Origin of the sequence: Mycobacterium zoologicum (assembly GCF_020181635.2) — a bacterium.
In the GTDB taxonomy this organism is placed as follows: Bacteria; Actinomycetota; Actinomycetes; order Mycobacteriales; family Mycobacteriaceae; genus Mycobacterium; species Mycobacterium zoologicum.
Map to the genome: position 1 here is coordinate 24,576 of NZ_JAYJJS010000007.1, position 23,821 is coordinate 48,396.

Annotated in this window: 26 protein-coding genes; 13 read left to right on the forward strand and 13 right to left on the reverse strand. The window is 65.7% G+C overall.

The window, feature by feature from the left end:
• Positions 1-137: 137 nt before the first annotated feature.
• Together K6T84_RS07930 and K6T84_RS07935 are read left to right on the forward strand one after the other, a co-directional pair.
• A complete protein-coding gene (locus K6T84_RS07930; protein ID WP_225401971.1) occupies positions 138-497 on the forward strand; it encodes an acyl-CoA-like ligand-binding transcription factor in 360 nt (119 codons plus the stop codon).
• 98 nt (positions 498-595) lie between these two features.
• A complete protein-coding gene (locus K6T84_RS07935; protein ID WP_225401972.1) occupies positions 596-1,429 on the forward strand; it encodes an NAD(P)-dependent oxidoreductase in 834 nt (277 codons plus the stop codon).
• A gap of 5 nt (positions 1,430-1,434) precedes the next feature.
• Here K6T84_RS07935 and K6T84_RS07940 read toward each other — a convergent pair whose 3' ends face one another.
• Positions 1,435-1,779 carry a nuclear transport factor 2 family protein gene (locus tag K6T84_RS07940; RefSeq protein WP_225401490.1) on the reverse strand — a complete coding sequence of 115 codons (345 nt, stop codon included), beginning with the start codon at positions 1,777-1,779 and terminating at the stop codon, positions 1,435-1,437.
• Complete coding sequence (locus tag K6T84_RS07945) at positions 1,769-2,377, reverse strand: TetR/AcrR family transcriptional regulator (RefSeq protein ID WP_329786664.1); 609 nt, start codon at positions 2,375-2,377, stop codon at positions 1,769-1,771. Before K6T84_RS07945 ends, K6T84_RS07940 begins: the two co-directional genes overlap by 11 nt.
• A 74-nt stretch (positions 2,378-2,451) precedes the next feature.
• Here K6T84_RS07945 and K6T84_RS07950 point away from each other — a divergent pair, with 74 nt between their 5' ends.
• The gene (locus K6T84_RS07950) at positions 2,452-3,684 is read left to right on the forward strand and encodes an FAD-dependent oxidoreductase (RefSeq protein WP_225401492.1); all 1,233 of its coding nucleotides are present in this window, start codon (positions 2,452-2,454) and stop codon (positions 3,682-3,684) included.
• Positions 3,685-3,691: 7 nt separating this feature from the next.
• On the opposite strand, the gene K6T84_RS07955 is transcribed toward K6T84_RS07950, so the two are convergent.
• Positions 3,692-4,777, reverse strand: a complete 1,086-nt coding sequence (locus K6T84_RS07955; protein ID WP_225401493.1) for a phosphotransferase family protein — start codon at positions 4,775-4,777, stop codon at positions 3,692-3,694.
• Between the two features lie 61 nt (positions 4,778-4,838).
• On the opposite strand from K6T84_RS07955, the gene K6T84_RS07960 reads away from it, so the two are divergent.
• Entirely contained in the window at positions 4,839-5,876 is a 1,038-nt protein-coding gene (locus tag K6T84_RS07960) for a TIGR03857 family LLM class F420-dependent oxidoreductase (RefSeq protein ID WP_225401494.1), read from the forward strand.
• Positions 5,877-5,878: 2 nt separating this feature from the next.
• The gene (locus K6T84_RS07965) at positions 5,879-7,243 is read left to right on the forward strand and encodes a phosphotransferase (protein ID WP_225401495.1); all 1,365 of its coding nucleotides are present in this window, start codon (positions 5,879-5,881) and stop codon (positions 7,241-7,243) included.
• A 24-nt stretch (positions 7,244-7,267) separates the two neighbouring features.
• Here the strand turns inward: K6T84_RS07965 and K6T84_RS07970 are convergent, their stop codons facing one another.
• Positions 7,268-7,876 carry a TetR/AcrR family transcriptional regulator gene (locus tag K6T84_RS07970; protein ID WP_304621324.1) on the reverse strand — a complete coding sequence of 203 codons (609 nt, stop codon included), beginning with the start codon at positions 7,874-7,876 and terminating at the stop codon, positions 7,268-7,270.
• A gap of 157 nt (positions 7,877-8,033) precedes the next feature.
• On the opposite strand from K6T84_RS07970, the gene K6T84_RS07975 reads away from it, so the two are divergent.
• Positions 8,034-9,446: an amidohydrolase family protein gene (locus tag K6T84_RS07975; protein ID WP_225401497.1), complete on the forward strand. Its 1,413-nt coding sequence runs from the start codon at positions 8,034-8,036 to the stop codon at positions 9,444-9,446.
• Positions 9,447-9,459: 13 nt separating this feature from the next.
• Positions 9,460-9,765, forward strand: coding sequence for a hypothetical protein (locus K6T84_RS07980; RefSeq protein WP_225401498.1), 306 nt, complete (start codon positions 9,460-9,462; stop codon positions 9,763-9,765).
• 1 nt (position 9,766) lies between these two features.
• Here the strand turns inward: K6T84_RS07980 and K6T84_RS07985 are convergent, their stop codons facing one another.
• Genes K6T84_RS07985 through K6T84_RS08005 form a run of 5 tightly spaced genes read right to left on the reverse strand, consistent with a single transcriptional unit; the run spans position 9,767 to position 13,441 of the window.
• The gene (locus tag K6T84_RS07985) at positions 9,767-10,030 is read right to left on the reverse strand and encodes a hypothetical protein (RefSeq protein ID WP_225401499.1); all 264 of its coding nucleotides are present in this window, start codon (positions 10,028-10,030) and stop codon (positions 9,767-9,769) included.
• Between the two features lie 9 nt (positions 10,031-10,039).
• Positions 10,040-10,963: an SDR family NAD(P)-dependent oxidoreductase gene (locus K6T84_RS07990; protein WP_225401500.1), complete on the reverse strand. Its 924-nt coding sequence runs from the start codon at positions 10,961-10,963 to the stop codon at positions 10,040-10,042.
• Entirely contained in the window at positions 10,960-11,385 is a 426-nt protein-coding gene (locus tag K6T84_RS07995; protein WP_225401501.1) for a Zn-ribbon domain-containing OB-fold protein, read from the reverse strand. The genes K6T84_RS07990 and K6T84_RS07995 overlap by 4 nt, the downstream gene beginning before the upstream one ends.
• Positions 11,386-11,387: 2 nt before the next feature.
• Positions 11,388-12,191: an enoyl-CoA hydratase/isomerase family protein gene (locus K6T84_RS08000; RefSeq protein WP_225401502.1), complete on the reverse strand. Its 804-nt coding sequence runs from the start codon at positions 12,189-12,191 to the stop codon at positions 11,388-11,390.
• A complete protein-coding gene (locus K6T84_RS08005) occupies positions 12,188-13,441 on the reverse strand; it encodes a cytochrome P450 (protein WP_225401503.1) in 1,254 nt (417 codons plus the stop codon). Before K6T84_RS08005 ends, K6T84_RS08000 begins: the two co-directional genes overlap by 4 nt.
• A 178-nt stretch (positions 13,442-13,619) precedes the next feature.
• Between K6T84_RS08005 and K6T84_RS08010 the strand changes: the two genes are divergently transcribed.
• Together K6T84_RS08010 and K6T84_RS08015 are read left to right on the forward strand one after the other, a co-directional pair.
• Positions 13,620-14,708, forward strand: a complete 1,089-nt coding sequence (locus tag K6T84_RS08010) for a Gfo/Idh/MocA family protein (protein WP_225401504.1) — start codon at positions 13,620-13,622, stop codon at positions 14,706-14,708.
• A 131-nt stretch (positions 14,709-14,839) separates the two neighbouring features.
• Positions 14,840-15,343 (forward strand): cupin domain-containing protein, encoded by a 504-nt coding sequence (locus tag K6T84_RS08015; RefSeq protein WP_225401505.1) that lies wholly within the window; start codon positions 14,840-14,842, stop codon positions 15,341-15,343.
• A 119-nt stretch (positions 15,344-15,462) separates the two neighbouring features.
• On the opposite strand, the gene K6T84_RS08020 is transcribed toward K6T84_RS08015, so the two are convergent.
• Both K6T84_RS08020 and K6T84_RS08025 read right to left on the reverse strand, forming a co-directional pair.
• Positions 15,463-16,596 carry an NDMA-dependent alcohol dehydrogenase gene (locus K6T84_RS08020; RefSeq protein ID WP_225401506.1) on the reverse strand — a complete coding sequence of 378 codons (1,134 nt, stop codon included), beginning with the start codon at positions 16,594-16,596 and terminating at the stop codon, positions 15,463-15,465.
• An 18-nt stretch (positions 16,597-16,614) separates the two neighbouring features.
• A complete protein-coding gene (locus K6T84_RS08025) occupies positions 16,615-18,078 on the reverse strand; it encodes an aldehyde dehydrogenase (protein ID WP_225401507.1) in 1,464 nt (487 codons plus the stop codon).
• Between the two features lie 78 nt (positions 18,079-18,156).
• Between K6T84_RS08025 and K6T84_RS08030 the strand changes: the two genes are divergently transcribed.
• From K6T84_RS08030 to K6T84_RS08040, 3 genes are read left to right on the forward strand one after another with little or no spacing between them, the layout of a single operon-like run.
• Positions 18,157-18,591, forward strand: coding sequence for an FAS1-like dehydratase domain-containing protein (locus K6T84_RS08030; RefSeq protein WP_225401508.1), 435 nt, complete (start codon positions 18,157-18,159; stop codon positions 18,589-18,591).
• Positions 18,588-19,028, forward strand: a complete 441-nt coding sequence (locus K6T84_RS08035; protein ID WP_225401509.1) for a MaoC/PaaZ C-terminal domain-containing protein — start codon at positions 18,588-18,590, stop codon at positions 19,026-19,028. Before K6T84_RS08030 ends, K6T84_RS08035 begins: the two co-directional genes overlap by 4 nt.
• Positions 19,029-19,055: 27 nt before the next feature.
• Positions 19,056-20,393: a TetR/AcrR family transcriptional regulator gene (locus K6T84_RS08040; protein ID WP_225401510.1), complete on the forward strand. Its 1,338-nt coding sequence runs from the start codon at positions 19,056-19,058 to the stop codon at positions 20,391-20,393.
• A gap of 2 nt (positions 20,394-20,395) precedes the next feature.
• Here K6T84_RS08040 and K6T84_RS08045 read toward each other — a convergent pair whose 3' ends face one another.
• Both K6T84_RS08045 and K6T84_RS08050 read right to left on the reverse strand, forming a co-directional pair.
• Positions 20,396-21,550 carry an acyl-CoA dehydrogenase family protein gene (locus tag K6T84_RS08045; RefSeq protein WP_225401511.1) on the reverse strand — a complete coding sequence of 385 codons (1,155 nt, stop codon included), beginning with the start codon at positions 21,548-21,550 and terminating at the stop codon, positions 20,396-20,398.
• 33 nt (positions 21,551-21,583) lie between these two features.
• The gene (locus tag K6T84_RS08050) at positions 21,584-22,795 is read right to left on the reverse strand and encodes a CaiB/BaiF CoA transferase family protein (RefSeq protein WP_225401512.1); all 1,212 of its coding nucleotides are present in this window, start codon (positions 22,793-22,795) and stop codon (positions 21,584-21,586) included.
• A 236-nt stretch (positions 22,796-23,031) separates the two neighbouring features.
• Here K6T84_RS08050 and K6T84_RS08055 point away from each other — a divergent pair, with 236 nt between their 5' ends.
• The gene (locus tag K6T84_RS08055) at positions 23,032-23,820 is read left to right on the forward strand and encodes an SDR family NAD(P)-dependent oxidoreductase (protein ID WP_255613078.1); all 789 of its coding nucleotides are present in this window, start codon (positions 23,032-23,034) and stop codon (positions 23,818-23,820) included.
• The last annotated feature ends 1 nt before the right edge of the window (position 23,821 follow it).

Here is a 23,821-nt window from a genome sequence, read left to right on the forward strand (position 1 = left end):
CCGGCACGAGGTCGCGGCTGGGTCGCCGTTGCGGTGCGAGTGGACCCGGCGCAAAGCGCGACCTGCTGCTGGCCGTCCCCCGTCGCAGTCTCGCGCTGCTCTGCGAAGCCGTCGATCAGCGGCCCGCGGACGAGGACCTGCTCACCTCCTGGCGAGAAGCCGCTATCGCGCTCGGCGGCGGCAACGAGGTGGACCTGGCTTTGATCGAGCAGCTCAAGACGCTGGTCCGTGACAATCCCGACCTCGTCGAGACCATCAACGGTGATGCCGACCTGACCGAGCGGTTCGTGCGGACCAACGCCGAGCGGCTCGGCGTCGATCCGGCGATGGATCTGCGTCCGATCATCGTCGCGGGGGCCGTGCGCAACGCGCTCACCGCCGCGCTGGACCAGTGGTGCTCCGGCCGCGCCGACGACCTCGTGCGGTCCTTCGGCCAGGCCTTCGACATCCTTGCTCGCCTCGACACGATCGGTATCCGGCCGAAGCCCGACCAGTAGCTGAGTCGATCAGGTTAGGGTTGATTGCGGTCGGCGCATCGTCGGCGGCATGGACGACCGATCCCGCATCTCACCCGGCTGATGTTGAGGAGCGCAAAGTGAGTCAGACGGTTGGATTTATCGGCGCGGGCCAGCTCGGGGGACCGATGGTGATGCGCTTGCTGGGTGCCGGGCACCGCGTGCTGGTGTACAGCCGCCGCAACGACGTGCGGGACCGGCTGCTGGCGGCCGGTGCCGGATCGGCCGGCTCGGTGGCCGAATTGGCTTCCGAGAGCGACCTTCTGATCTCGTGTCTGTTCTCTGACGCGCAGTTACGCGAAACCGGCCTGGGCCGCGACGGTTTCATCGCCAACGCGAAGTCCAGCTCGATCTTCGTCTCCCACACCACCGGCACTGTGTCCACCCTGGAGGCGTTGCGGGACAGTTCGGCCGCGGCACCGGTCATCCTCGACGCACCGGTCAGCGGCACCGCAGAGAATATCGCCGCAGGCACGTTGACCGTGCTGGTCGGTGGCCCCGACGATGCCGTGGCGACGGTGACTCCGGTGTTGGCGGCCTATGCTGATCCGGTGATCGCCACCGGTGAGCTGGGCAGCGCATTGGCCATCAAGCTGATCAATAATCTGCTGTTCGCCGCCAATGCCCAACTTCTCGCCGCAGCAACGCAATTGGATGATGATCTGGGTATCGATCCGGTTGCGCTGTTGTCGGCTCCTCAGGTGTGCAGCGCAAAAAGCGGTGTCGTTTCGCATGCCGAGCGTATCGGCGGGACAGACCGGTTCGCCGAAATGGCGGGACCGTTCCTGCGCAAGGACATCACTGCCTGCCACCAGGCTGCCGCCGAGGCTGCTGTCGATCTGGGCCTGCTGGGTAGAGTCGTGCGAGCGCCCCCGCTAGCCCTGTCGGCCGACGGGGGCGTGGCTCACCACTGACGCTGTCACTTCTTCGCCGGTGAGGCATCCCAGAAGTCCCGGTTGGTCGCCACTTTGCCGTTACGCACGGTTCCAATTGATGCGCCATGCAGACCGGCCGGCTGCATCACCCACTCGACGGCGAACTGCTCGCCACTCACCAGTGCGGCAAGGACTTCATAGCTGGCTCCCGGCGCGAGTTTGAGTGCGCCGTCGACGAATCCGCGGGCCGCGCCGCGACCGCGCGCAACATGCCCGGTCGGGACGTCTTCGAGGACGACGTCCTCGTCGAACCATGCGCAGATCGCCTCAACGTCACCGGTATCCCAAGCTGCGTAGTAGTCCTTCACCCAGAACGCGTCATCGGTCATTGCGATCTCCTTCTGCGGTTATGAGGATGCGGCGCATCGCTTCTTCGAGAGGTTGGCCACCGTCGCGGCCCAGGCCGGTCGTCCCGGCAGCAGCCAGCGCGGGGTGGATGGTATTGCCTTCGGCGCGATTGCGGGTGGCCAACCATCCGACAAATATCAAGTAGGTTGCTGTGAAGATATGCACGGCAACGTCTTCGGCGAAGCCGGCGCGGCGCAGGATGGACAGTGCGGCGTTGGTCAGCCGGGTCGCCGCGGCCGAGGCGCCCGTCGAGGTCAGCGCGCGTACTCCGGTTCCCGGGTATGCCAGGAAAGCTTGGTCCATTGCGGCAACCAAGCCTAGGTACTGATCGACCCACGACACGTCCGGATCCACCCGAACGTCGATTCGCGCGGCGACAGCCTCGACGACCCGGTCGGCGAGGTCAGCACCGCCGCGCAGATGGTAGTGAATGGCGGGAGCGGTGACCCCGCACTCCTCGGCCACCGCCCGCACCGTCAGGTCGTCCAGCGAAGAGCGTGCGACGACACGCAGCGCAGCGTCGAGTACGTCGGCCTCCGAGATCGGAGACGGTTGCGTACCGCCGCGGCGCCGCATCATCGCGCCCCCTTTCCCCCTGGTCTGCGGACAGCCCATTATGTCATAGTAAATGAGATTCGGGAAAGGGGGCGTTCATGAACGCCGAGGTCGTCATCGTTGGCGGAGGTATTGCTGGATGTGCGTTGGCGATCCGTCTGGCACGGGCCGGCATCGCGGTGAAGGTCCTGGAGCGCGAGGCCGTCTACCGCGACATCGTGCGTGGGGAAGCCATGGTGCCGTGGGGATTTCGTGAAGCCGCGGAATTGGGGATCGCCGACACGATTCTGGAGACCGACGGTGTTTCGGTGATGACGAAGATGGTCCCGTACGACGAGGGCCTCACCGTCGAGCAGGCGAAGGGACACTCGCGTGACCTGTCCACCGTCGTCCCGGGCGCTCCGGGCGTGGTCGGCGTCGGCCATCCCGAACTTCGAGAGGCATTGGCCGCCGCAGCCGCCAAGGCTGGAGCCGAGGTAGTCCGCGGCGTACGTAAGTCCTCGGTGCAGACCGGCGAAACTCCCGCGGTCAGCTACCAGACCGACGGCGGTACCCACACCCAGCGATGTCGCCTGGTGATCGGCGCCGACGGCAAACAATCGGGCACTCGGACGGCTCTCGGCCTATCGCTGTCGACGACGCAGGCCAGGGTCCGGCTGTCGGGCATGCTCGTCGACGATGGTGGCGCCTGGGACCGGGCCGAGACCGCCATCTCCGTAGACGGTCGCAACCAGTTCATCGTGATCCCGCGGGCCGACAACAGGCTGCGGCTCTACGTCGCCCGCCGCGTCGACGACCCGGAACCGCTGAAAGGGTCCACCGCGGTGGTGGAGTTTCTGAAATCGTTTCGCACACCGATCTTCCCGTGTTCTGATGCGATGGCGACAGCCGCGCCGATCGGCCCCTGCGCGACCTTCCCGATGGATGACGCCTGGGTCGACGAGCCGGTGGTGCCCGGCGCGGCCCTGATCGGCGACGCCGCGGGGTGGAGCAATCCTGTGACGGCGCAGGGTCTCAGCATCACGATGCGCGACGCGCGCGTGCTCTCGGAGGCTCTACTGGACAACCATGATTGGACACCGCGGGGTCTGGCCGGTTACGCAGCGGAACGACGAACCCGGATGGCGCGGTTGCGTTTCGCCAGTGCCCTGACGGATCTGCTCACCGGCTTCGGCATGCCCGACCGGATGACGCGGCGATCACGCATGCTGCGTCTGCTCCGTCAGCGTCCCGAGCTGGGTGCGGCGCTGGACGCGGTGCACGCCGGGCCGTGGGCCCTGTCATCCGAGGCCTACACGCCCGACATTCTGACGACGCTGGCGCTGGCCTGAGCGAGGCTTACAGCTGCCGCAGATAACGCTCGACCAGGTCAACCGCGGCCTGTGGGTAGCGCCGGGCTGTGTCCGGGGCGAGACCGTCGCGAACCAGCAACACCGCGAGCCGGTTGTTGATCAGCGACAGCACGAACGCCGCCAGCAGCTGGTAATAGACGATGTCGCCGCCCAGAGTCCCACCGAATTCCTGGTAGCGGCGGACGAATTCGTCGTCGTCGGGGATGCCCGGCAGTCGGGTGAAGCCGAGGGATTCGCAGAGAAAACGCTCGAACATCAGCCACCAGCCCAGGTCGATGTCGGGCGGACCGGTGGTGGCGGTCTCCCAGTCGAACAGTGACACCACCGACAGATCGTCGGCAAAGCATATATTCCCGACGCGCGCGTCGCCCCAGACGACGGTCTCGGCCTTGTTGTCGGGAGCGCAATCCTGGATAACCCGCAGCGCACGGCCGAGTGTGTCGCCACCGACATTCAGGTCGTCGCGACACCAGTCGTACCAACCGGTCAGCGTGTGCAGGTAGCGCTGCAGCGCGGTTGTCTCGACGCTGCGATCAGCGCGAAGGAACGCCAAGTCATCCTCGCTGTCGATGCGATGGACGCCGACCAGCGCGCGCAGGGCGTTGCCGCACAGTAACTCCCGCTCGACACCCGACAACTCCGCAGTCCACCCGCGCTTGTGCCAGCTCGGGACGTCGGACGGGGTTCGGCCGTGGACGCGACGCATCAGGTAGAACGGCGCACCCAGTACCGACGCATCGGTTTCGATCGCAACGATGTCCGGCACCGGAATCTGGTGCCTGCCAAGCCTTTGCATCACCCGAGCCTGCCGCGGGGCATCGGGCGTGGTGAACAACTGATGATCGCTGGCCTGCATCCGCAGCACGAGCTGTTCGCGGTGACACCGCCCGGCCGGATCGTTCCACGATGCCGTGAAGAAGGCGGTCTTACCGGAGTAACCGGCGTCCGGAGCGCTGAACTCGGAGACGTCGAAAGACGTCACGGCACCCGGTGCGATCCGCGGTGGCAGCCAGACGCGCATGATCTCGCCCACATCCGCACCGACGTCACCGCGTGACGGCAGGTAAGCCATCGGTACCCCTTCCCGTAACATAACTGAACACTACTGTCAGAATAGGGTGATGGAGGACCGCATGGCCAGTCCGATCCCGCTCGGCGCCTATACCCTGCCCGGACGGGTTACCGATCCGCGGGCGGCAATCGGTCAGGCGGAGGCGGCAGAGCAACTCGGGCTACAGACGCTGTGGCTGAGCGAACGCTGGGGCACCAAGGATCTGGGTGTGCTCACCGGTGCGATCAGCCAGGTGACCTCGACGATTCGGATCGCTTCCGGCATCACGCACTTCCAGGCGCGGCACCCGGCCATTCTGGCGTCGTTGGCGATGACCGCACAGGCGCTGTCGGGCGGACGCATGATCATCGGGATCGGTCGCTCGGTCGATGCCATGTGGGCTGCTGTGGGATTGCCGAAGTCGACCAACGCGTCGATTATCGACCATGCCGACATCTTCCGGCGGTTGTGCCGCGGCGAGAAGGTGCGCTACGACGGGCCAGCCGGCACCTTTCCGTCGTTGCGCCTCAACGATGTTCCCGATCAGCCGGTACCGCCGCTGGTGTTCGCGGCGATCGGCCCGAAAGCCCTGGCGTTGGCCGGTCGCCACTTCGACGGTGTGCTGCTGCACCCCTTCCTGACACCGGAGGCGGTGCGGCGCTCGGTGGCAGCTGTTCGTGAGGCAGAGAAACAAGCCGGTCGACCGGCCCGCAGTGTACGGGTGTATGCCACGGTGGTGGCGGCCTGCGATCTGCCGGCCGAACAGGAGCTCGCCGTGGTGGGCGCGCGGGCGGTGACCTACTACCAGATTCCCGGCTTCGGCGAAAGGCTGGCCGCGGTCAACGGCTGGGATCCAGAACCTTTGGCGCGGTTGCGCACTCATCCGCGGCTGGTGGGCATCCGGGGAGCGGCGGACTCGGTGCTCACCCGCGAAGAACTCGTCGAGGTGGCGTCGGTGCTGCCCACGGCGTGGACCGCGGCGGCGGCCATCGGATCGGCGCGCTCCTGCCACGACACCTTCGACAGGTACCGCGAGGCGGGCGCCGACGAACTGGTTTTGCACGGCAGCACGCCCGATCGGCTAGGCCCGCTGTTTCGGGCGAGTAGGGAAGGGTTCTGAGTATGAGCCACACGTTGAATGACGAGAATCCCACTCGTGAAATCGATCTGATCAGACAATGGATTTGCAGCGACTGGGGTGGTGAGGTCGTCGCCCTCGAGCGCCAGACGCGATGGCGGCCGAACTGGCTGGCTGATGTCGTCGTCGATGGTCGGCGGATCGAACTCATGGTGCGTGGGCAACGGATCGACTCGCCTCTGGTGTTCCCGTTACATCACGAGATGACTTTCCAAGATCTGTTGCATCGCAACCAGATTCCAGTACCCCGGGTCTATGGCTGGCTTGATGCATTGCCGGCCTACGTCATGGAGCGGGTCGGCGGCCGACCGGACTTCGCCGAGTGCACCGTGGTGGAGCGTGACGCGGTGATGGCCGAGTACATGCGTGTGCTCGCGCGTATTCACGCGCTGAACGTCGATGAGTTCGCGGCGGCTGGCATCACCCGTGCCGCGGCGCCCGCCTCAACACCGGCTTCGGTCGGCATGGCGTACTTCGAGAAGCTTTTCCGGCAGACCAAACGCAGGCCGGACCCCTTCGTGGAGTTCGCATTGGGCTGGCTGCGCCGAAACCCCCTGCCCGCCAGCAGCCGCGAGGCGCCGATCGTGTGGGACTCGGGCCAGTTCCACCATCGCGGCGGCCGGATCACTGCACTGTTGGACCTCGAGATCGGCCACATCGGCGATCCGATGATGGACCTGGCGGCCTTCCGGATGCGCGATACGGTGCTGCATTTCGGCGACTTCGACACGCTCTACGCCATCTACGCCGACGCGGCCGGGGTCGAGCTCGATATGGCGGCGATCCGCCATCACCATCTGGCTTTCACGCTCACCAACGAATTGGCGTTTCACGGCGCCCTGGCGGACCCGGCGCCGGGCTCGGCCTACATGACCAATCTGCAATGGTGCACCGAAACCAACCTGCATGCCGTCGAAGCCTTCGCCGAACTGTTGGGGTATGACCTCGACGAAACGATCGATCTGCCCGAACCGGCCCAGTTCAGCAACGAGATCGCATTCCGCCACCTCGTCCAGACGCTGGGGTCGGTCACGATCGACGAGCCGTTCGGCCGCTACGAGGTTCGCAACGCATTCCGACTGGCCAGACATCTACTCCGCCGCCAGGAGATCGGTGCACTGCTCGACGAGCAGGATCTCGACGACCTGGCACGGTTGCTTGGACACCGCCCAACCGATGTCGCCTCCGCCGACGCCGAACTCGAGCATTTCGTGCTGTCCGACGACGGTCACCACGATGAGGCACTCGTGCAGCTGTTCTACCGCCGGTTCCTGCGCGCGAACGCCGTACTGGGCCCGGCCGGTTCGGCGATGATCGTCCACCGGAAGGTGCAGCCTTTCACGGTCTGACAGCCTCGCGGCGGGTAGCGCCGCTCAGCGTGCTGGGCCAAGTCGCTGCAGCAGCCCGTCGACGACCTGGATGGCATCGTCGCGAGCCTGGCGTGGATCGGATGCATTGGCCACGAACTGGGCGGCTTCGTCCGCGGCTGCGAGCAAGACGTGGCTGAGCACATCGAGTGGTTGGGGAGCAACGGCGCCCTGCTCGACGGCCTTGGCCAGCAGTGCGCGAATCGACCCGAGTCCGAACTGGACCTGTAGCTCGCGCCACCGCTGCCACCCGAGTACCGCCGGGCCATCGACCATCAGGATGCGCTGAACCTCGCCGGTGAGCGACGACTTCAGGTACGAGCGCAGTCCGGTACGCAGCGCGCCCAGGGCGTCGTCGGTGTCTTCCGGGCTGGGCGCCTGGCTGTTCACCTGTTCTTGGACGGCGAGAAACACCGCCAGGAACAGCGCCTCCTTATTCGCGAAGTGGTGATAGAGCGCTCCTCGGGTGCCCACGCCGGCGGCCGCGACGATCTCTTCGGTGCCGGTGGCGAAGTACCCCTTGTCCACGAAGAGCTGACGTCCGGCCGCGATCAGGGCGGCACGGGTGGCTTCGGCACGGTCAGCGACCTCAGCAGCGCGGACCGCGCGCTTCACGGGCGTTGTGGGTGATTGACCTTTGGACATACAGTTTGTATCCTCTACATACACGTTGTATCTACTGCGTGCGCGGCGGCACCTGTTCGGGTTGGGTCGTCGATATGCCAAAACGGTATCCCGCGGATGCGTTGCCGGCGGTGAGCGAGGAGGAAGTATGAGCGAGGCGGACAAGAGCGTGGTGATCTTTTCGGCCGATGGGCACGTCGGCGCCAAGCGGATGGCGGACTACCTGCCTTACTTCGACCCGGACATTCGCGACACCGTTCGGGACTTGCTGACCGACGAGGAACAGGCCTATCGGCGAATGTTGGCCCCGGACTTCACGTCCCGGCCGAAAGAAGACACGTCGGACGGTGCGGACCGGCTATGGTCTCCGGCGGCGCCGGAGCGTTTCGGCGGCTGGGACATCGACGTTCGGATGGCGCAGCTGAACAACGAAGGCGTAGCGGGCGAACTGCTGGTGCCCGGCCACCAATTCTCCTCGCTGCCGCTGTTCAGTGTCGTAAACAAGCCGTTTGAGGCCACGCTGCGCGATGCGGGCATGAGGGCATACCAGCGCTGGCTCACTGATTTCATGGCCGGCGGCGAGCAACGTCTTTACGGCATGGCCGATCCCGGCTGCTGCCACGACATGGACACCGCGGTCCGAGACCTGCGGTGGGCTCGTGAACACGGTTTCGTCAGCGTCGGGGTGCCCGGCATCATCGAGGATCCCGCGCTACCGTCTCTTCTCAGCGGCCATTACGAACCGTTCTGGCAGGCGTGCGCCGACTTGGATCTCACCCTCATGGTGCATGCCGGGTGGGGTTTCCCCCAGGGCCGTTACCAGGAGTTCATCTCGGCGTTCGTGGCGACGCACCTGGGTGGTGAGGAGGCCAGCGAGATCATGGCCGCCCAACAGCGACTCGACGAGGATGCCCGAGCGGCACTGGAGAAGGAGTTCGCCGAGTCACCGGCTTCGCCGTTCCGCCTGGACTTCGGCCCTCGACGTCTGCTCTGGCAGTTGATGCTGGCCGGTGTGTTCGACCGGTACCCGACGCTGCGGTTCGTTCTGGCCGAGGTCAGGTCGGACTGGTTGCCGGCCACGCTGGAAACTCTCGACTCCTGGTACGAGCAGCGGGACACCCCACTGAAGATGCGCCCGAGCGAATACTGGGCACGGCACTGCTTCGCGACCCCGTCGTCGATCCACCAGGCAGAGGTCGAGGCGCGCGCCGCAGTCGGTGTCGACCGGCTGATGCTGGGAATCGACTACCCGCATCCAGAAGGCATGTGGCCTGACACCTGGAACTGGATCAAGGTGGCTTTCGCCGGAGTACCGGAGAAAGAGGCGCGAATGATTCTCGGCGAGAACGCGCTACGCGCCTTCCCGGTGGACGGCGCGCATCTGCGGGCGGTCGCCGACCGGATCGGCCCGGATCCGCGCAACCTGCTCAGTGGAAGTGACGCCGTGCCGACCGAGCACGTCGAGCACTACCATCGGCGAGGAGGCTTCCTGCGTCCCGCCGAGCGGGTCGACCACGACGCCGTCATGCGGCTGGCGGACGAAGATCTCGTCGCCCACTGAGGAGACCGCGGCGATGCCCGCGACGCTGTGCCCACCGCTGAAGATCATCCGCCACGGTCTGACCTCACGGGGCATGGTCGGTCGGCCGGCGGCGTCCAGCGGCGGCAGGCAGTCCGGATCGAGTCCGTGCTCCAGCAGCGACGGCCGAAGAAAATTTCCGGAGACGCCGCAGACGGCGTCCGTCCAGACGATGTCGGCGAGATCCGCCTCGACGAGCATCCCGCCCCACTCGTGCAACGACGTCGGACGGATCACCGACGTTCGTCGTGACGATCTGGACGTCGTGACGCCGGCAGAGGTCGAGCTCTCGTGCGAGTAGCTCAGCGGGTTTCGCGCGCGACACATTGATGTTGACCGCGAACGGGGCGGCCGCTGACAGTGATGTCGGCGTGCCGCTGACGGGAGCTGCCGATGAGCTCGAGCCAGTGCGTCAGGCCCGCGTCCTTCCACGCGTTGTGGGTGGGAAAGCAGCCGAGCACCCCGGCTCGACAACAGGCCGCGACCAGGTCCGGCGTCGATGCAATCGACATCGGCGCGGCCATCAGCGGCAGACGCAACCGGTCGAGTAGTTCGGCTTTGCGCACCGCGGCGTCTCAGCCGCCCAGGCGCAGACCGGTGTTGCGGGTGCCGAATACGTCGGTGGCCATGATCACGCCGAGTTTGTCAGCGTCCCAACGCTTCTGGCCGTTGGACACCGTCGCCACCGGATGCCAGCCCTTGAGCAGCTGAAGGTTTTCGCCCAGTGCCCGAATCACCTGTCCGCTGATGTGGCCGGCCTCCGGGCTGGCCAGCCAGGCCACCACCGGGGAGCCCAGCGACGGGTCTTTGGGGTCGAATTCCTCGTCGTCGCGTTCGCCGGGTTCGATCGGGGCCGCGGCCCCGGGCATCGAAGCCGACATCCGAGTCCGGCCGCCGGGGCTGATGACGTTGGCAGTCGCGCCGATCGACGCCAACTCCAGACTCAGTGTCTGCGTCAGCCCGACGATCGCGGACTTGGCCGCACTGTAATTCGTCTGCCCGAAGTTGCCGTGCAACCCCGCCCCGGAGGTGGTGTTGATGATGCGGCCATAGACTTTGCCGTCGCCGGCTTTCGCTGCCGCGCGCCATTTGCGGGCCACCGCACGGCTGCTCAGCCAACTGCCCCGCACGTGTACTCGCATCACCAGGTCGAAATCGTCGACCGTCATGTTCCAAATCGCTTTGTCGCGGACGATGCCGGCGTTGTTGACGACGATGTCCAGCCGGCCCAACTGGGAGTAGGCCCGTTCGACGGCGAGCTCGACCTGCTCCTCGTCGCCGACATCGGCGAAGTCGGAAACCGCTTTGCCGCCGCGGCTTTCGATGATCTGGACGACCTCGTCGGCGACCTTGCCGGTGCCTTCACCGGTCAACGTGGTGCCCAGGTCGTTGACGATCACGGTTGCGCCGTGTTTGGCGAGCTCAAGCGCATGCCCGCGACCGATGCCGTGCCCGGCACCGGTCACCAGTGCGACTTTGCCATCGAGTAGTCCGGTCATGCTGTCTCCTCGCTCGGTGCGAACACCGTCAGGTAGGGGCTGTTGGGGTCGTGCTCATCGACGGGGCGAAACGAGGCCGTGACCGCCATGCCGATGCTGAGCTGGTCGGGTGAGACGCCCTCGAGAACCGTCATCAGTCGTGGCCCTTCGGCCAATTCGACGATCGCCGCGACATAGGGCAGCCGATCTCTGAACGGTGCCAGGTCGTTGGTGTAGACCGTCGAGTAGGTATAGAGACTGGCGCGCCCGCTGGCCTGCACGGGGTTGACGTCGTCGCTCCAGCAGTGGGGGCAGAACGGCCGCGGATAGTGGTGCACCCTGCCGCATGCCCTGCACTCGGCGATCAACAGCCGCCCCTGCCGGGCGCCCTCCCAATATGGCGCGCTGGACGGGTCGACGGTCGGGATGTCGGCGCGGGCCATCTTCACCATCCTGTGAACTCGGGTGGGCGCTTCTCGGTGAACGCTTTTACGCCGTCCTTCGAGTCATGCGAATACGATTGGATCTCCTGCGCCATCGCCTCGGCTACGAACGCACCGGTCCGGTCGGTGTCGGGGGAGTCGTTGAGCAGGCGCTTGGTGAACGCGATCGCGCTGGTGGGCGCCGTAGCGAGTCGGCCTGCGAAATCGGCCACCGCGGTATCGAGCTCGTCAGCCTCAACCACCCGGTTCACCAGTCCCAACGTCGCGGCCTCCGCGGCGGTGAGGCGATCGCCGAAGAACGTCATCTCCTTGGCCTTCTGCATCCCGATGCGCCGCGGCAGCAGATAGCAGCCGCCGCCGTCGACGACCAGTCCCCGCTTGACGAAAGACTCGGCGAAGTAGGCGTTTTCGGTTGCGATAACCAAATCGGCGGCGTAGGCGAGGTGTGCGCCGATACCGGTCGCGGCACCCTGCACAGCGGCGATTACCGGCTTGTTGCAGTCCAGCACACTGGACACAAGTTTTTGCGCACCGTTCATGATGCGGCGCATCGGATCCATCACCCGTTTCTCTACAGTCGCGCGACGTACGGCCAGGGCGCCCACGTCGGCGCCTGCGCAGAAGTGTTTACCGTTGGCGCGCAGCACAACAACACGCACCTTCTCATCGGCGTCCGCGGCTGCCAACAAGAAAATCAGCTCGTCGCGGTCGTCGGGGCGCAACGCGTTGGCGGCGTCGGGACGGTTCAGCGTGATCGTCAGGACTCCGCCGGCGATGTCGGACAGGATGGCGGGTTCGCTGCTCATGGCGTATAGGTGACGCGTAGGTGCTTGATGCCGTTGATGAAGTTCGACCGCAACATCACCGGTTCGCCGACGGCGGTGATGTCGGGGTAGCGGTCGTAGAGCATCTTGAACGCGACCTTGAGTTCCAGTCGGGCGAGGTGCGAACCGGGGCAGAAGTGCGTGCCGGGGCCACCGAACGCGACGTGAGTGTTCGGAGTGCGGGCGATGTCGAACATCTCGGGATCATCGAATACCGCCGGGTCTCGGTTGGCCGCGGGATACCACATCACCACCTTGTCTCCCCGGTTGAACGTGTGGCCCGAGTCCAGCCTGACGCCGTCCCGGGTAACGGTGCGCCGCATGTGGATAACCGGGCTGGCGTAGCGGAGGATTTCCTCGATCGCGGTGGGGGCCAGGTTGTCGTAGTCATCGAGCAGTCGGGCACGCTGCTCGGGATGGTGGGTGAAGATATGTAGGCCATGCGTCAACGCGTTACGCGTGGTCTCATTGCCTGCGCCGATGAGCAGGATGAAGAACTTCGCCAGTTCTTGGGGGGTCAAGTTTTCTTCGTCGGAGGTGACCAGTTTGCTGATGACGTCATTACGGGGCCGGGCGATGCGGTCTTCGGCGATGCCCTTCAACAGGTCGATGAGCTTTTCGCTCATCTCGGCGACGGCTGTTTCGATTCCGGCCGCGGTCTGGTCGGGCACGTACTCCGGATCTGAGGCGCCCAGCACCACATTGGTCGCCTTGAGGATGAACTGCTCATGCTCGCCGGGCACGCCGAGCATGTTGTCGATGATTCGCAGCGGCAGCAGGGTCGCGAATGCCTCGACGAAGTCGCACTCACCCGATGCCGGCATCGCATCGAGGATCTCCGCCGTTGTCTCCTCCACCAGTCCGTGGATCTGCGCGAGTACGCGGGGGGCGAATCCGCGGGAGATGATCTTGCGGAGTCGCATGTGTTCCGGGTCGTCCATGTCGATGATGGAGCCGCGGTACTCGCGCATCTTCTGAGTCTGGTCGAAGATCTGGGTGCCCTGAGCCGAACTGAACTCACTGTCACGTCTGCTGATGTCGACGATGTCGGCGTGCGTTCCCACCGCCCAGAAGCCCTTCGCCTGCGGTGCGTTGACGCTGTTGGTGCGGACGAACGCCGGGCGGCCGGCCTCGCGGAGTCTGCGGTACAGCTCTGTTCGCTCTGCTGTGTGGTTCTGCCACCAGTTGAGGTCGACCAGCGGTGCGAATTCCAGGTCATTCGTCTCAATCACGCTCACAAAGCATGATTCTGGCACTAGTGTCACTATCTGGCAATGCCGGGGTTGCTGGGAAAGCTATGGAAGTCCGGGTCCGATCCCTCCCGCGGCTCTGGCGCTCGGTCAATATCTAACATTCGCGTCACTAGTCGGCGACTTACGGTCGCCGGTGCGACAACGTTGAGGAGGCCAGATGACGCTGAGGGTTGGCGTGGTGGGAGTGGGCTGGGGCGCCCATGTGCAGGTTCCTGGATTTCGCGCGGCCGCTGGCTTTGAACCGGTCGCCTTGTGTGCGCGTACCCCGGACCGACTGGACCGGGTAGCTACGAAACTAGGGATATCGGACACCAGCACCGACTGGCAGTCTTTCGTGACCCGCGAGGATCTGGACGTCATTTCCGTTGCGACCCCGACCGTGCTGCACCGCGACATGACGTTGGCGGCACTGGACGCCGGCAAGGCGGTGCTGTGCGAGAAGCCGTTGGCGGGAGACCTTGACGCTGCTCGTGACATGGTGCGTGCCGCCCGCAAGTCGAGCCGCCCCACCGCCTGTTGTTTTGAAAACCGATGGAACCCGGACTGGTTGGCCGTCGCGGACAAGGTCCGCTCCGGTTTCCTGGGTAAGCAGTACCTGGCGAGGGTCAGTCGCAGCGCGTCCTATTGGCATCCGACTCATCCGCCTCAGGCGCGCTGGATGTACGAACGCGACCAGGGTGGCGGGTACCTCGCCGGAATGCTGGTCCACGACCTCGATTTCCTGTGCAGCGTGCTGGGCCGCCCGCTATCCGTGTGCGCGGAAGTTCGCACCAGTGAGCCCATCCGCGAACTGCCGGACGGCGAGACATTGCACATCACTGCCGACGACACTGCCGCAGTGTTGATGCGGATGGAATCCGGGCTGACCGTCGTCCTGAGCGTGACGGTGATGGGCGCCCACGCCGATCACTACCGCCTGGAGTTGTTCGGCGCCGACGGCACCATCATCGGCGACGGTGATCTGCGTTCTACCGGTTACCTGGCCGGCACGGCCGCAGCTGGGGGGCTGAGCCCGTTGGCCGTCGCCGAGCGCGAACCGGCCTATCCCGAGCACCTGCCAAAGGGGTTGGCCGGGCACGCCAGCCGGGCGATGGCGTTGATGCTGGAGGACTGGCAGCCGGCATTCGACGGTGCGCCGAGCGCAGCGGCGACCTTCGACGACGGCCTGCTCAGTCTCGCGGTGATCGATGCCGCCCGACGGTCCGCCGAAGGTGGTGGCTGGGAACCGGTACAGGCTCAGGCTTGAGACGCGGTTGAAGCAGCCCATCTCAGTGGCAACTCGAGCCGTCAATCCGCAGGCACACTTCTCAAGGCGCCAGAACATCACGCGGTACGGACGTCGGAAATATCCATCGATCACACGAAGGGAAGTGCTCAATGAAAGGTGGACCGTCGATCAAGCATCTCGACGACATACCCGCCGAGGAGATGCTGCGCTATGAGTTCGCAGATGGTCGCACCGCGTCGATCTGGGAGAAGTGGATTGAGCTGTCTCCCCGTTACTTCGCGTTCTGGAACAAGTGGGACCCGGGGGCCATCTCCTCACAGCACGGTCACACCGGCGATCACAGCAACTTCATTCTGTCCGGCGAGATACGTTGCGGTGACGTGGTCGCCCGCGCTGGTACGCACATCATGCTCGAGTGGGGTGACGTGTTCGGACCTTGGGAGGCCGGCCCCCAGGGATGCGAACTGTATGGGTTCATCGCCGGTGAGGGGCAACCGTTCGGCGGCGACACCACCGCGTACGAAGCTCTGCTCGAGGCGCGCGGCGCCCGGTCGGTACCGCTACCGATGCCAAAACGCTTGCCACCGTGGATACTTGCCAAACTGGGTATGCCGTTCACCTCGTCCACTACCAACTGGCAGGCATCGACCTGAGCCGTGTAGGTGTGGCGGCTCTAGAACCTGGAACGGCGGCTTTGCCGTGCAGGCTCGCTGGGTGAACGGTGCGCCGGTGAACCGCGTGCCCGCGAATTGCAAATCCTCATGACGCAGCGTCAGCGCTGTGCTGCCTCGGCAGCCGGGTAGACCAGCACCCCACGGATGTTGGCGCCGGCGTGCATATCGGCGTAGCCGTCGTTGACCTTCTCCAGCGGATAGGTCCTGCTCACCATCGACTCCAGGTCGACCTGGCCGGCGCCGTGCAATTCGAGAATCTTCGGGATGTCGGCCCGCGGGTTGCCGGACCCGTACAGCGTCCCGATGATCTGCTTCTCGGTCAGGGTCAGGTCCATCAGGTTCGCCCTGATCTCGCGTTCCAGCATCGGATGGATATTGGTGATCACCAGTCGTCCACGCTTGGCCGTCATCGCCAGCGCCTGGCCGACCAACTGGCCGTCGCCGACCCCCATCGCGCAGATGAACTTGTCCGCACCACGGTTCCAGGTCGCCTCGGCGACAACGTCTTTAGCCTGCCCCCAGTCGGCGGCGGTGTGGGTCGCACCCATCTTGATGGCTTCGGCTCGCTTGTACTCCGACGGGTCGATGACCGTGATCGTGCGTGCCCCGGCCAGCCGGGCGCCCTGCACCGCGGCGGCACCGATTCCGCCGACCCCGGCGACGACCACCGTGTCGCCCGGCCGGACATCGGCGGCATACACCGCGGAACCCCATCCGGTGATGAAGCCACAGCCCAGCAGGCACGCCAGGTCCAGCCGGTGGTGCTGCGGGATCTTCACACAGCTGGCCTCGTGCACCACGGTGTGATGCGCGAACGATCCGACACCGCACGCCAGCGCCAGATCCTGGCCCTTCGCCCGGTGGCGGGCGGTCTCGTCGTAAATCTGCATGCCCGAATAGATCTTGGCGCCCAGGTCGCACAGACTCTGGTGGCCCGTCGAACAGGACGGACACCTGCCGCAGGACGGGATGAAGCTGAACACCACATGGTCACCGGGGGCCAGCCAGGACACGTGCTCGCCGACCGCCTTGACCACGCCGGCCCCCTCATGGCCGCCGATGCACGGCAGCCGGATAGGCATATCGCCGGTGACGAGGTGATCGTCGGAGTGACACATCCCCGACGCGTGCAATTCGACCAGCACTTCCGGGGCCTTGGGCGGATCGAGTTCGACGGTCTCGATGGACCACGGGCTGTTGCGTTCCCACAACACCGCTGCCTGCGTGTGCATTGAAGTGTTCCTTCCCGCCTAGCGGATGATGGCCTGGTATTCGACGAACCCGGCGATGCCCTCCGGTCCGCCTTCGCGGCCGATGCCGGACTGCTTGAAGCCGCCGAAGGGGCTGCCGAAGTCCAGGACGGCGGTCGAGTTGACCGCCACCGAGCCCGCGCGCAGCCGTGCTGCCACCGCCGCCGCGCGGTCGTCTTCGGCCGACCATACGGCCCCGACCAGTCCGTAGCGCGAGTCGTTGGCGATGTTCACCGCCGCGGAGTCGCCTTGGGAGTCGTCGTAGGCGATTAACACCGCCACCGGCCCGAACACCTCCTCGCGGGCGATCTCCATGTCGTTGCCGGCGGCCACCAGCGCGGGGCGGACGAACCACCCGCGACCAGCAGGGCGTTCCCCCCCGGTCAGGATGGTGGCGCCCTCGGCATGCGCCCGCCGCAGGAAGCCCTCGACCCGGTCGCGGGCGGCCTCGTTGATCAGCGGACCGATATCGGTGGTCCGATCGGCCGGATCGCCGACCGTGAGCTTTTCCACCGCGGCGATCAGCGCGGTGCAGAACTCGTCATAGCGGCTGCGCGGCAGCAGGATTCGGGTCAGCGCTGCGCACAGCTGACCGTTGTTGCCCATCACACCGCCGACCAGCCCGCTCACCGTCGATTCCAGCGGAGCGTCGGGCAGCACGATGGCCGCCGACTTGCCGCCCAGCTCGGTGCTGCAGCGGCGGATCTGTGACCCGCACGAGGCCGCGATCTGTGCGCCCACCGCAGTGGACCCGGTGAAGCTGACCTTGTCGACGTCGGGATGCGATGTCAGTGCCTGCCCGGTCGCCGCTCCGCCGTTGACAATGTTGATCACGCCGTCGGGAAGGCCGGCTTCTTCGATCACCTCGGTGAAGACACCGATGCTCAGTGGCGCGTCGGGTGCCGGCTTGAGCACCACGCTGCAACCGGCGGCCAGCGCCGGCCCGAGCTTCAGCGCGGCGATGAACAGCGGAGTGTTCCACGGGATGATCGCGCCCACCACACCGACGGGCACCTGCCGGACGGTCACCCTTCCGCCGGACAGCGACGGTCGGATGGATTCGAACGGGTAGTCGGGGGTGATCGCGGCGTACGCGCGCAGTACCCCGACGGCGGTGAGCACCTGACCGAAGGTGCTCCAGGACCGTGGCGAGCCGATTTCGGCCGTGGTCAGATCGGCGAGGACACCCTTGCGGGCGGCCAGCCCGTCGGCCAACCGGCCCAGGGCTGCGGCTCGGTCCGCCGGCGAGATGTCACCCCACGGTGACGAGGTCAAGGCAGCGCGCGCCGCCGCGACTGCGGCATCGACCTCGGCGGAGCCGGCGATGCCCACCGTGCCCAACAGCTCATCCGTCGCCGGAGACCGCACCGCGATCTTCCCGTCATCGGTGCCAGCGGCCCATTTTCCTGCGACGTAGCTCGCCGTCAACTCGTACATATCGGGCAATTCTGGCAGTAATGTCATCTTTCTTCAAGCGGCTACAGCTGGGGAATCCTGGTACAGGGTTTCGCGTCGCGTGATTTTCTGACACTATTGGTCATCATGAGCCGATCGCCGGAACCCTCCACCGAGCCAAGTGCCGGTCAGCCGTGGGAGATAGTCGTCGAACGCGGGAAGGTCGCGGAGTTCGCCGACGCCATGCAATCCGAACACCCGTACTACCGCGGATCCGACGCCATTATTCCGCCCACCTTTCTGACCACGGCTGGCCGCTGGGCCCCGCCCGGCGCCCGGATCAGTGTGGGCTTCGACCGCAAGCGGCTGCTGCACGGCGAGCAGGAGTACATCTTCCATGGCGAGCTGCCCCGGGTTGGCGACACCCTGACCGCGCACGAAAAGGTCGTCGACCGGTTCTCCAAGCCCGGTAAGCGGGGCGGGACAATGCGGTTCGCGACCGTCGTCACCGAATACCGTTCACCACAGGGCGTGCTGGTGGCCGAGGCGCGGGCTACCTTCATCGAAACGGCGCGGCCATGACCGCTACTGCCGCGCTGCGGGCCGGCGCCGAGGCCACGCCGCGCGAATTCGGGCCGGTGACCCGCCAGATGCTCGTCCGCTACGCGGGCGCGTCCGGGGACCTCAACCCGATGCACTACGACGACGAGTTGGCGCGCTCCGCCGGCTATCCGTCCGTCTTCGCCCAAGGCATGTTCACCGCCGCGCTGCTCGCCACGTTCGCAACCGACTGGCTCGGCGCCCATACCATCCGCCGCTTCGGCGTCCGCTTCCGCGAGCAGGTGTGGCCCAACGACGTGCTGACCTGCTCCGGACTCATCACCGACGTCGCCGCCGAAGAGGAGGGGGACCGGGTAACGGTGGAGTTGACCGCGGCCCGGCAAACGGGCGGTGCCGCGCTCACCGGAACCGCGGAGTTTTTGATTCCGCGAAACACCGCGCCGTGTGGCGCGGGCTGAATCGCTCGGCCATAGGCTGGATTCAACATGTCCGAATCATCCATCGTCCGCCGTGCCAGCTACGGCCCCTCCAGCCCGGAGGTCGGCGTCCGGGGCGCCACCACGCGCAACCGGATCACCGAGGTGTCGCTGGAGTTGTTCGGCCGGCTGGGCTACTTTGACACGTCCGTCGACGCGATCGCCAAGGCCGCCGGTGTTTCCCGCGCGACGGCCTATCAATACTTCCAGGGCAAAGACGAGATCTTCCGCGAACTGCTCAACGAGTGTGGCGGCGCCCTGTTCCGGGTGGCACGGCGCATCGGACCGTTAGGGCCTGACGAAATAGGCTTTGACAACCTCAACTGGTGGCTCGGTGAGTGGAGTTGGGTCTTCGAGAAGTACTCCACGATGTTCATCCAATGGACGGCGATCGCATCGTCGGACGCCAAAGTGCGCCCGGAAATCACCCGGTTCGTCCGCAGCTATAACCATCGCGTCGCCGAACGGCTGGCCGCGTCGGGTATCCGCGGCATCGATCCCGAGGTCGCGGCCATGATGATGACCGCACTGGTGCACCGCATCAACCTGTTCGTCCACACCGGCCGCGCCTACGGCCGCAGCGCCAAGGCCGCGGTGGACACGTTGTCGGTCTTCCTGCAGCTTGCGCTGTTCCCGGACACGCCGCCGCAGGTGTTGGCCTCGTTGCGGCTACACACCAGCGCAGACCCCGCCAAGGACGTCGATGCGATTGCGGTACCGCCCGCACCCGATATCGACGGACTGTCGATCACCGACCGCACGGCCGATTTGAGCAAGCGTGCTATCAGCACCGTCACCGCCCTAGCCGACGCCGGCGCCGCGCAGTTCCGCGCGCGCGGCTACCGCAGCACCAACGTCGACGACATCGTCGAGGCCGCCGACGTCGCGCGTGGCACCTTTTACAAGTACTTCAGCGACAAGCAGGATTTGCTGGCAGCCGTAGGAACCGAAATCTACGAGGCTGGAAAGACTTTCGCTGCACGGATCGCCGACGTCGACCCGCTGGACGAGGAGCCGGCGCTGCGGAATTGGCTGGCCACGTATGTGGAGTTCTATGATCGCTATTCGGGCTGCATCGAGGCATGGGCGGAGGGAACCGCCGACGAACCCACCGTGGTTGCGATTGGTGAGAATGGCCAAGTGCTGATGGATATCGGTGCGGCGAGGATGCTGATCCACCGGCGTGGACCGTACCCATTTGACCCGATCGTCGCGGCGCTCATCCTGCGCGCCCTGGTGACCCGAGTCCCGCAAGCGGCCCAGGATCTGCCCGAACCGATGAGCGACGACGAGGTCGTTGATCTGCTGATGAGCTGTATCTCCAGGGGCTTCTTCGGCCGCGCGTAGCGTTAAATCCCTCCGCGCGAGACCAGTTGCGCGGCGATGACATTGCGCTGGATCTCATTGGTGCCTTCACCGACGATCATCAGCGGCGCATCGCGAAAGTATCGCTCGACGTCGTACTCGGTGGAATAGCCGTAGCCACCGTGGATCCGGACCGCGTTCAACGCAATCTCCATCGCCACCTCTGAGGCGAACAGCTTGGCCATGCCGGCCTCCATGTCGCAACGCTGGCCGCTGTCGAACTTTTCGGCGGCATACCGGGTGAGTTGGCGCGCGGCAGTGAGTTTGGTCGCCATGTCGGCGAGATAATTGCCGATCGATTGGTGCTTCCAGATGGGCTGGCCGAAGCTCTCCCGTTGCTGGGCGTAGGCCAACGCATCCTCAAGTGCGGCGGTCGCGACGCCCAGCGCGCGCGATGCCACCTGAATACGTCCGGTCTCGAGTCCTTTCATCATCTGGCCAAAGCCCCTGCCGGGCACCCCGCCGAGGATCGCTGAGGAAGGGACCCGGCAGTCATCAAACGACAATTCGCAAGATTCCACCCCCTTGTAGCCGAGCTTGGGGAGATCGCGTGACACCGTTAAGCCTTCGCCGTGCTCCACCAGCAGTACCGAGATGCCCTTGTGGCGCGGGGTGGCAGTGGGGTCGGTCTTGCACAGCAGCGCAATAAGACCCGATCGTCGCGCGTTGCTGATCCAGGTCTTCGACCCGTTGATAACCAGATCGTCTCCGTCGGCGCGCGCGGTGGTCGTCATCGCCTGCAGGTCCGAGCCGCCGCCGGGTTCGGTGAGCGCCATAGTGGCGCGCATTTCACCGGTGGCCATCCCCGGCAGGTATTTCTGCTTCTGCTCTTCGGTGCCGAACAGCGAGATGAGTTTGGCGACCACGGTGTGACCGCCCATTGCGCCGGCCAGGCTCATCCACCCGCGGGCCAGCTCCTGGGTGACCTCGACGTAGCAGGGCATGGAGACCGGCGAGCCGCCGTATCCCTCAGGGACGGCCAATCCGTAGATGCCGATGCGCTTCATCTGGTCGATCCACGCCTCGGGGTAGGTGTTGGCATGTTCGACGTCGCGGATCGAAGGCTTGACGTCGCGGTCGATGAACGCACGGATGGTTTCGACCAGGATGGTCTCTTCCTCGCTGAGTGTCGTGATCATCAGGCTCCCTGAAAGTGGCTCGTTGGTGGACCGTCAGTTGGTGGGGGCGTCGCCCAGTGTTGTTACTCGCTGGCGTACCAGGTCATCGATGTCGTGGGGCGAATAACCCAACTCGCGCAAGATGTCTGCGCTGTGGGCACCGAGCGCGGGTACATCGCCGACCGGAACGTCGACACCGGCCAATGTGGCCGGCGGGAGCAGTCCCTCGACCATCCCGCCGGGTGCCCGAAACGGCCGCCGACGGTCTCGTTCGGCCAGCGCCGGATGGTTCCACAGCTGATCGGGTTTGTTTATCCGCGCGTTGGCCACGCGGGCCTTCTCCAACCGGAGTTCGAATTCGGCGGCGGTGAACTTGGTGATCGCGGCGGCGATGATGGACTCGAGTTCGTCGCGGTGCGCCAGGCGATCCGGGTTCTCGGCGAACCGCGGATCGTTCACCAGCTCTGGTCTGCCGAGCACGTCCTCGCACAACCGACGCCACTCGGGTTGGTTCTGGACGGCCAGCAGCACTGTGCGGCCGTCGCCGGCGGTGAACGGTCCATAGGGCGCGATCGTTGCGTGTCGGGCGCCGGTGCGCTGCAGGGGGGTTCCGGTGCCGTAATGGCTGTAATACATCGGCTGGCCCATCCACTCGGCCAGCGCGTCGAACAATGACACCGATACCGGTGTGACTTGCCCGGTGGTGGCCCGCATATAGAGTGCGGTCAGCACACCGGAGTAGGCGAACATTCCCGCGGCGATGTCGGCGACGGAGATTCCGGCTCGGGCGACCTCTTCGGGTGAGCCGGTGGACGACAACAGGCCGGCCTCGGCTTGCACCAACAGATCGTAGGCCTTGCGCTGGCTCCAGGGGCCATCGTTGCCGTAGCCGGTGATCGTGCAGACCACCAGCTCCGGGTTGGATTTCGTCATGGCCGCGGCGTCCAGCCCCATACGCGCGGCTGCGCCCGGCCCCAGGTTGTGCACCAGCACATCGGCGCCGTCGAGTAACCGGCGGACGACACCTTGACCCTCCGCATGTTTGAGGTCGAGGGTGAGCGACTCTTTACCCCGGTTCAGCCAGACGAAGTAGCTCGAGTCGCCGTACACGGTCCGGTCATAGCCGCGCGCGAAGTCGCCGCCACCGGGGCGTTCGATCTTGATCACCCGGGCGCCGAGGTCCGCGAGTTGGCGGGTGGCATAGGGGGCGGCCACCGCTTGTTCGATACCTACCACGGTGATACCCGCCAACGGCGCGTCGATCATGAGACCGGTACTGACATTGTCATTATGCGAAGCTTCCCTGCATTGAGTGACATTATCGTCAGATCGATCTTAACTCACGGCGAAGTCGAGGTCGTAAGAGGTGCACTGCGAGGGCTTGACCTCGATCGACGCTTGCGATTAAGTGACGATGATGTCAGAATGCTACCCCCATGGCGATTGCGACGAGTGGGTCGGTCGCCTGAAGCCATCGAACCGATAACGAAGAGGTGCCTGCTGTGGATCTGAGACTGCGTGACAAGGCGTTCATTGTCGTCGGCGGCACAGCCGGCATGGGCTTGGCGGGGGCCACCGCGCTGGCCGAAGACGGGGCCGCGGTGGCCGTAGTGGGCCGCAATGAGTCAAAGGCGAAGGACGCCGCTTCGGCCCTTGTTGCCTCGGGGGCGGTGGCAGCCCACGGTCTGGTCTATGACGTGAGTGAGCCCGGCGCTGCCGTTGAGGCGGTCGCCGCGGCTGTCGAGTTGCTCGGTCGCCTGGACGGGATTGCCATCACGATGGGCACCGCGGGGATGATGCCGATCGACTCCGACGACGACGCGTGGACCGCCGCGTTCCGAGACGTGCTGCTGGCGACCACCCGCAGCGTGCAAGCGGCACTGCCGCACCTGGCCGAGAGCAAGGGTGCGATCGTCACGACGGCGGCGTACTCGGCACGGTCGCCGGAGGAGCCGCGGCTGCCGTACGCCAGTCTCAAGGCCGCGGTGTCGACGTTCACCAGAGGGATCGCCCGCACCCACGGTAAGGACGGCATCCGGGCCAACTGCATCGCACCGGGCGCGGTGGAAACCGATGCGCTGCACGCTATTCGCGGATACATCGCGGAGAACAAGGGCTATCCCTACGAGGAGGCGTTGGAGCGCGCCCTTGTCGAGGATTTCGGTTTTGACGCGGCGTTGCTGCGCCCCGGCCAGCCCGACGAGGTCGGTGCGCTGATCGCGTTCCTGCTGTCAGATCGATGCGGCTTCCTGACCGGCCAGACGATCGGCGTGGATGGTGGGGCGCCGTAAG

Coding starts and splice junctions, on each gene's coding strand:
- K6T84_RS08015 (WP_225401505.1), top strand. CDS start 14,840: ATGAAAGGTGGACCGTCGATCAAGCATCTCGACGACATACCCGCCGAG.
- K6T84_RS07950 (WP_225401492.1), top strand. CDS start 2,452: ATGAACGCCGAGGTCGTCATCGTTGGCGGAGGTATTGCTGGATGTGCG.
- K6T84_RS07945 (WP_329786664.1), bottom strand. CDS start 2,377: ATGATGCGGCGCCGCGGCGGTACGCAACCGTCTCCGATCTCGGAGGCC.
- K6T84_RS07990 (WP_225401500.1), bottom strand. CDS start 10,963: ATGACCGGACTACTCGATGGCAAAGTCGCACTGGTGACCGGTGCCGGG.
- K6T84_RS08040 (WP_225401510.1), top strand. CDS start 19,056: ATGTCCGAATCATCCATCGTCCGCCGTGCCAGCTACGGCCCCTCCAGC.
- K6T84_RS08030 (WP_225401508.1), top strand. CDS start 18,157: ATGAGCCGATCGCCGGAACCCTCCACCGAGCCAAGTGCCGGTCAGCCG.
- K6T84_RS08045 (WP_225401511.1), bottom strand. CDS start 21,550: ATGATCACGACACTCAGCGAGGAAGAGACCATCCTGGTCGAAACCATC.
- K6T84_RS07960 (WP_225401494.1), top strand. CDS start 4,839: ATGGCCAGTCCGATCCCGCTCGGCGCCTATACCCTGCCCGGACGGGTT.
- K6T84_RS07980 (WP_225401498.1), top strand. CDS start 9,460: ATGCCCGCGACGCTGTGCCCACCGCTGAAGATCATCCGCCACGGTCTG.
- K6T84_RS07965 (WP_225401495.1), top strand. CDS start 5,879: ATGAGCCACACGTTGAATGACGAGAATCCCACTCGTGAAATCGATCTG.
- K6T84_RS08035 (WP_225401509.1), top strand. CDS start 18,588: ATGACCGCTACTGCCGCGCTGCGGGCCGGCGCCGAGGCCACGCCGCGC.
- K6T84_RS07955 (WP_225401493.1), bottom strand. CDS start 4,777: ATGGCTTACCTGCCGTCACGCGGTGACGTCGGTGCGGATGTGGGCGAG.
- K6T84_RS08025 (WP_225401507.1), bottom strand. CDS start 18,078: ATGACATTACTGCCAGAATTGCCCGATATGTACGAGTTGACGGCGAGC.
- K6T84_RS08010 (WP_225401504.1), top strand. CDS start 13,620: ATGACGCTGAGGGTTGGCGTGGTGGGAGTGGGCTGGGGCGCCCATGTG.
- K6T84_RS08020 (WP_225401506.1), bottom strand. CDS start 16,596: ATGCACACGCAGGCAGCGGTGTTGTGGGAACGCAACAGCCCGTGGTCC.
- K6T84_RS08000 (WP_225401502.1), bottom strand. CDS start 12,191: ATGAGCAGCGAACCCGCCATCCTGTCCGACATCGCCGGCGGAGTCCTG.
- K6T84_RS07995 (WP_225401501.1), bottom strand. CDS start 11,385: ATGGCCCGCGCCGACATCCCGACCGTCGACCCGTCCAGCGCGCCATAT.
- K6T84_RS07940 (WP_225401490.1), bottom strand. CDS start 1,779: ATGACCGATGACGCGTTCTGGGTGAAGGACTACTACGCAGCTTGGGAT.
- K6T84_RS07975 (WP_225401497.1), top strand. CDS start 8,034: ATGAGCGAGGCGGACAAGAGCGTGGTGATCTTTTCGGCCGATGGGCAC.
- K6T84_RS08050 (WP_225401512.1), bottom strand. CDS start 22,795: ATGATCGACGCGCCGTTGGCGGGTATCACCGTGGTAGGTATCGAACAA.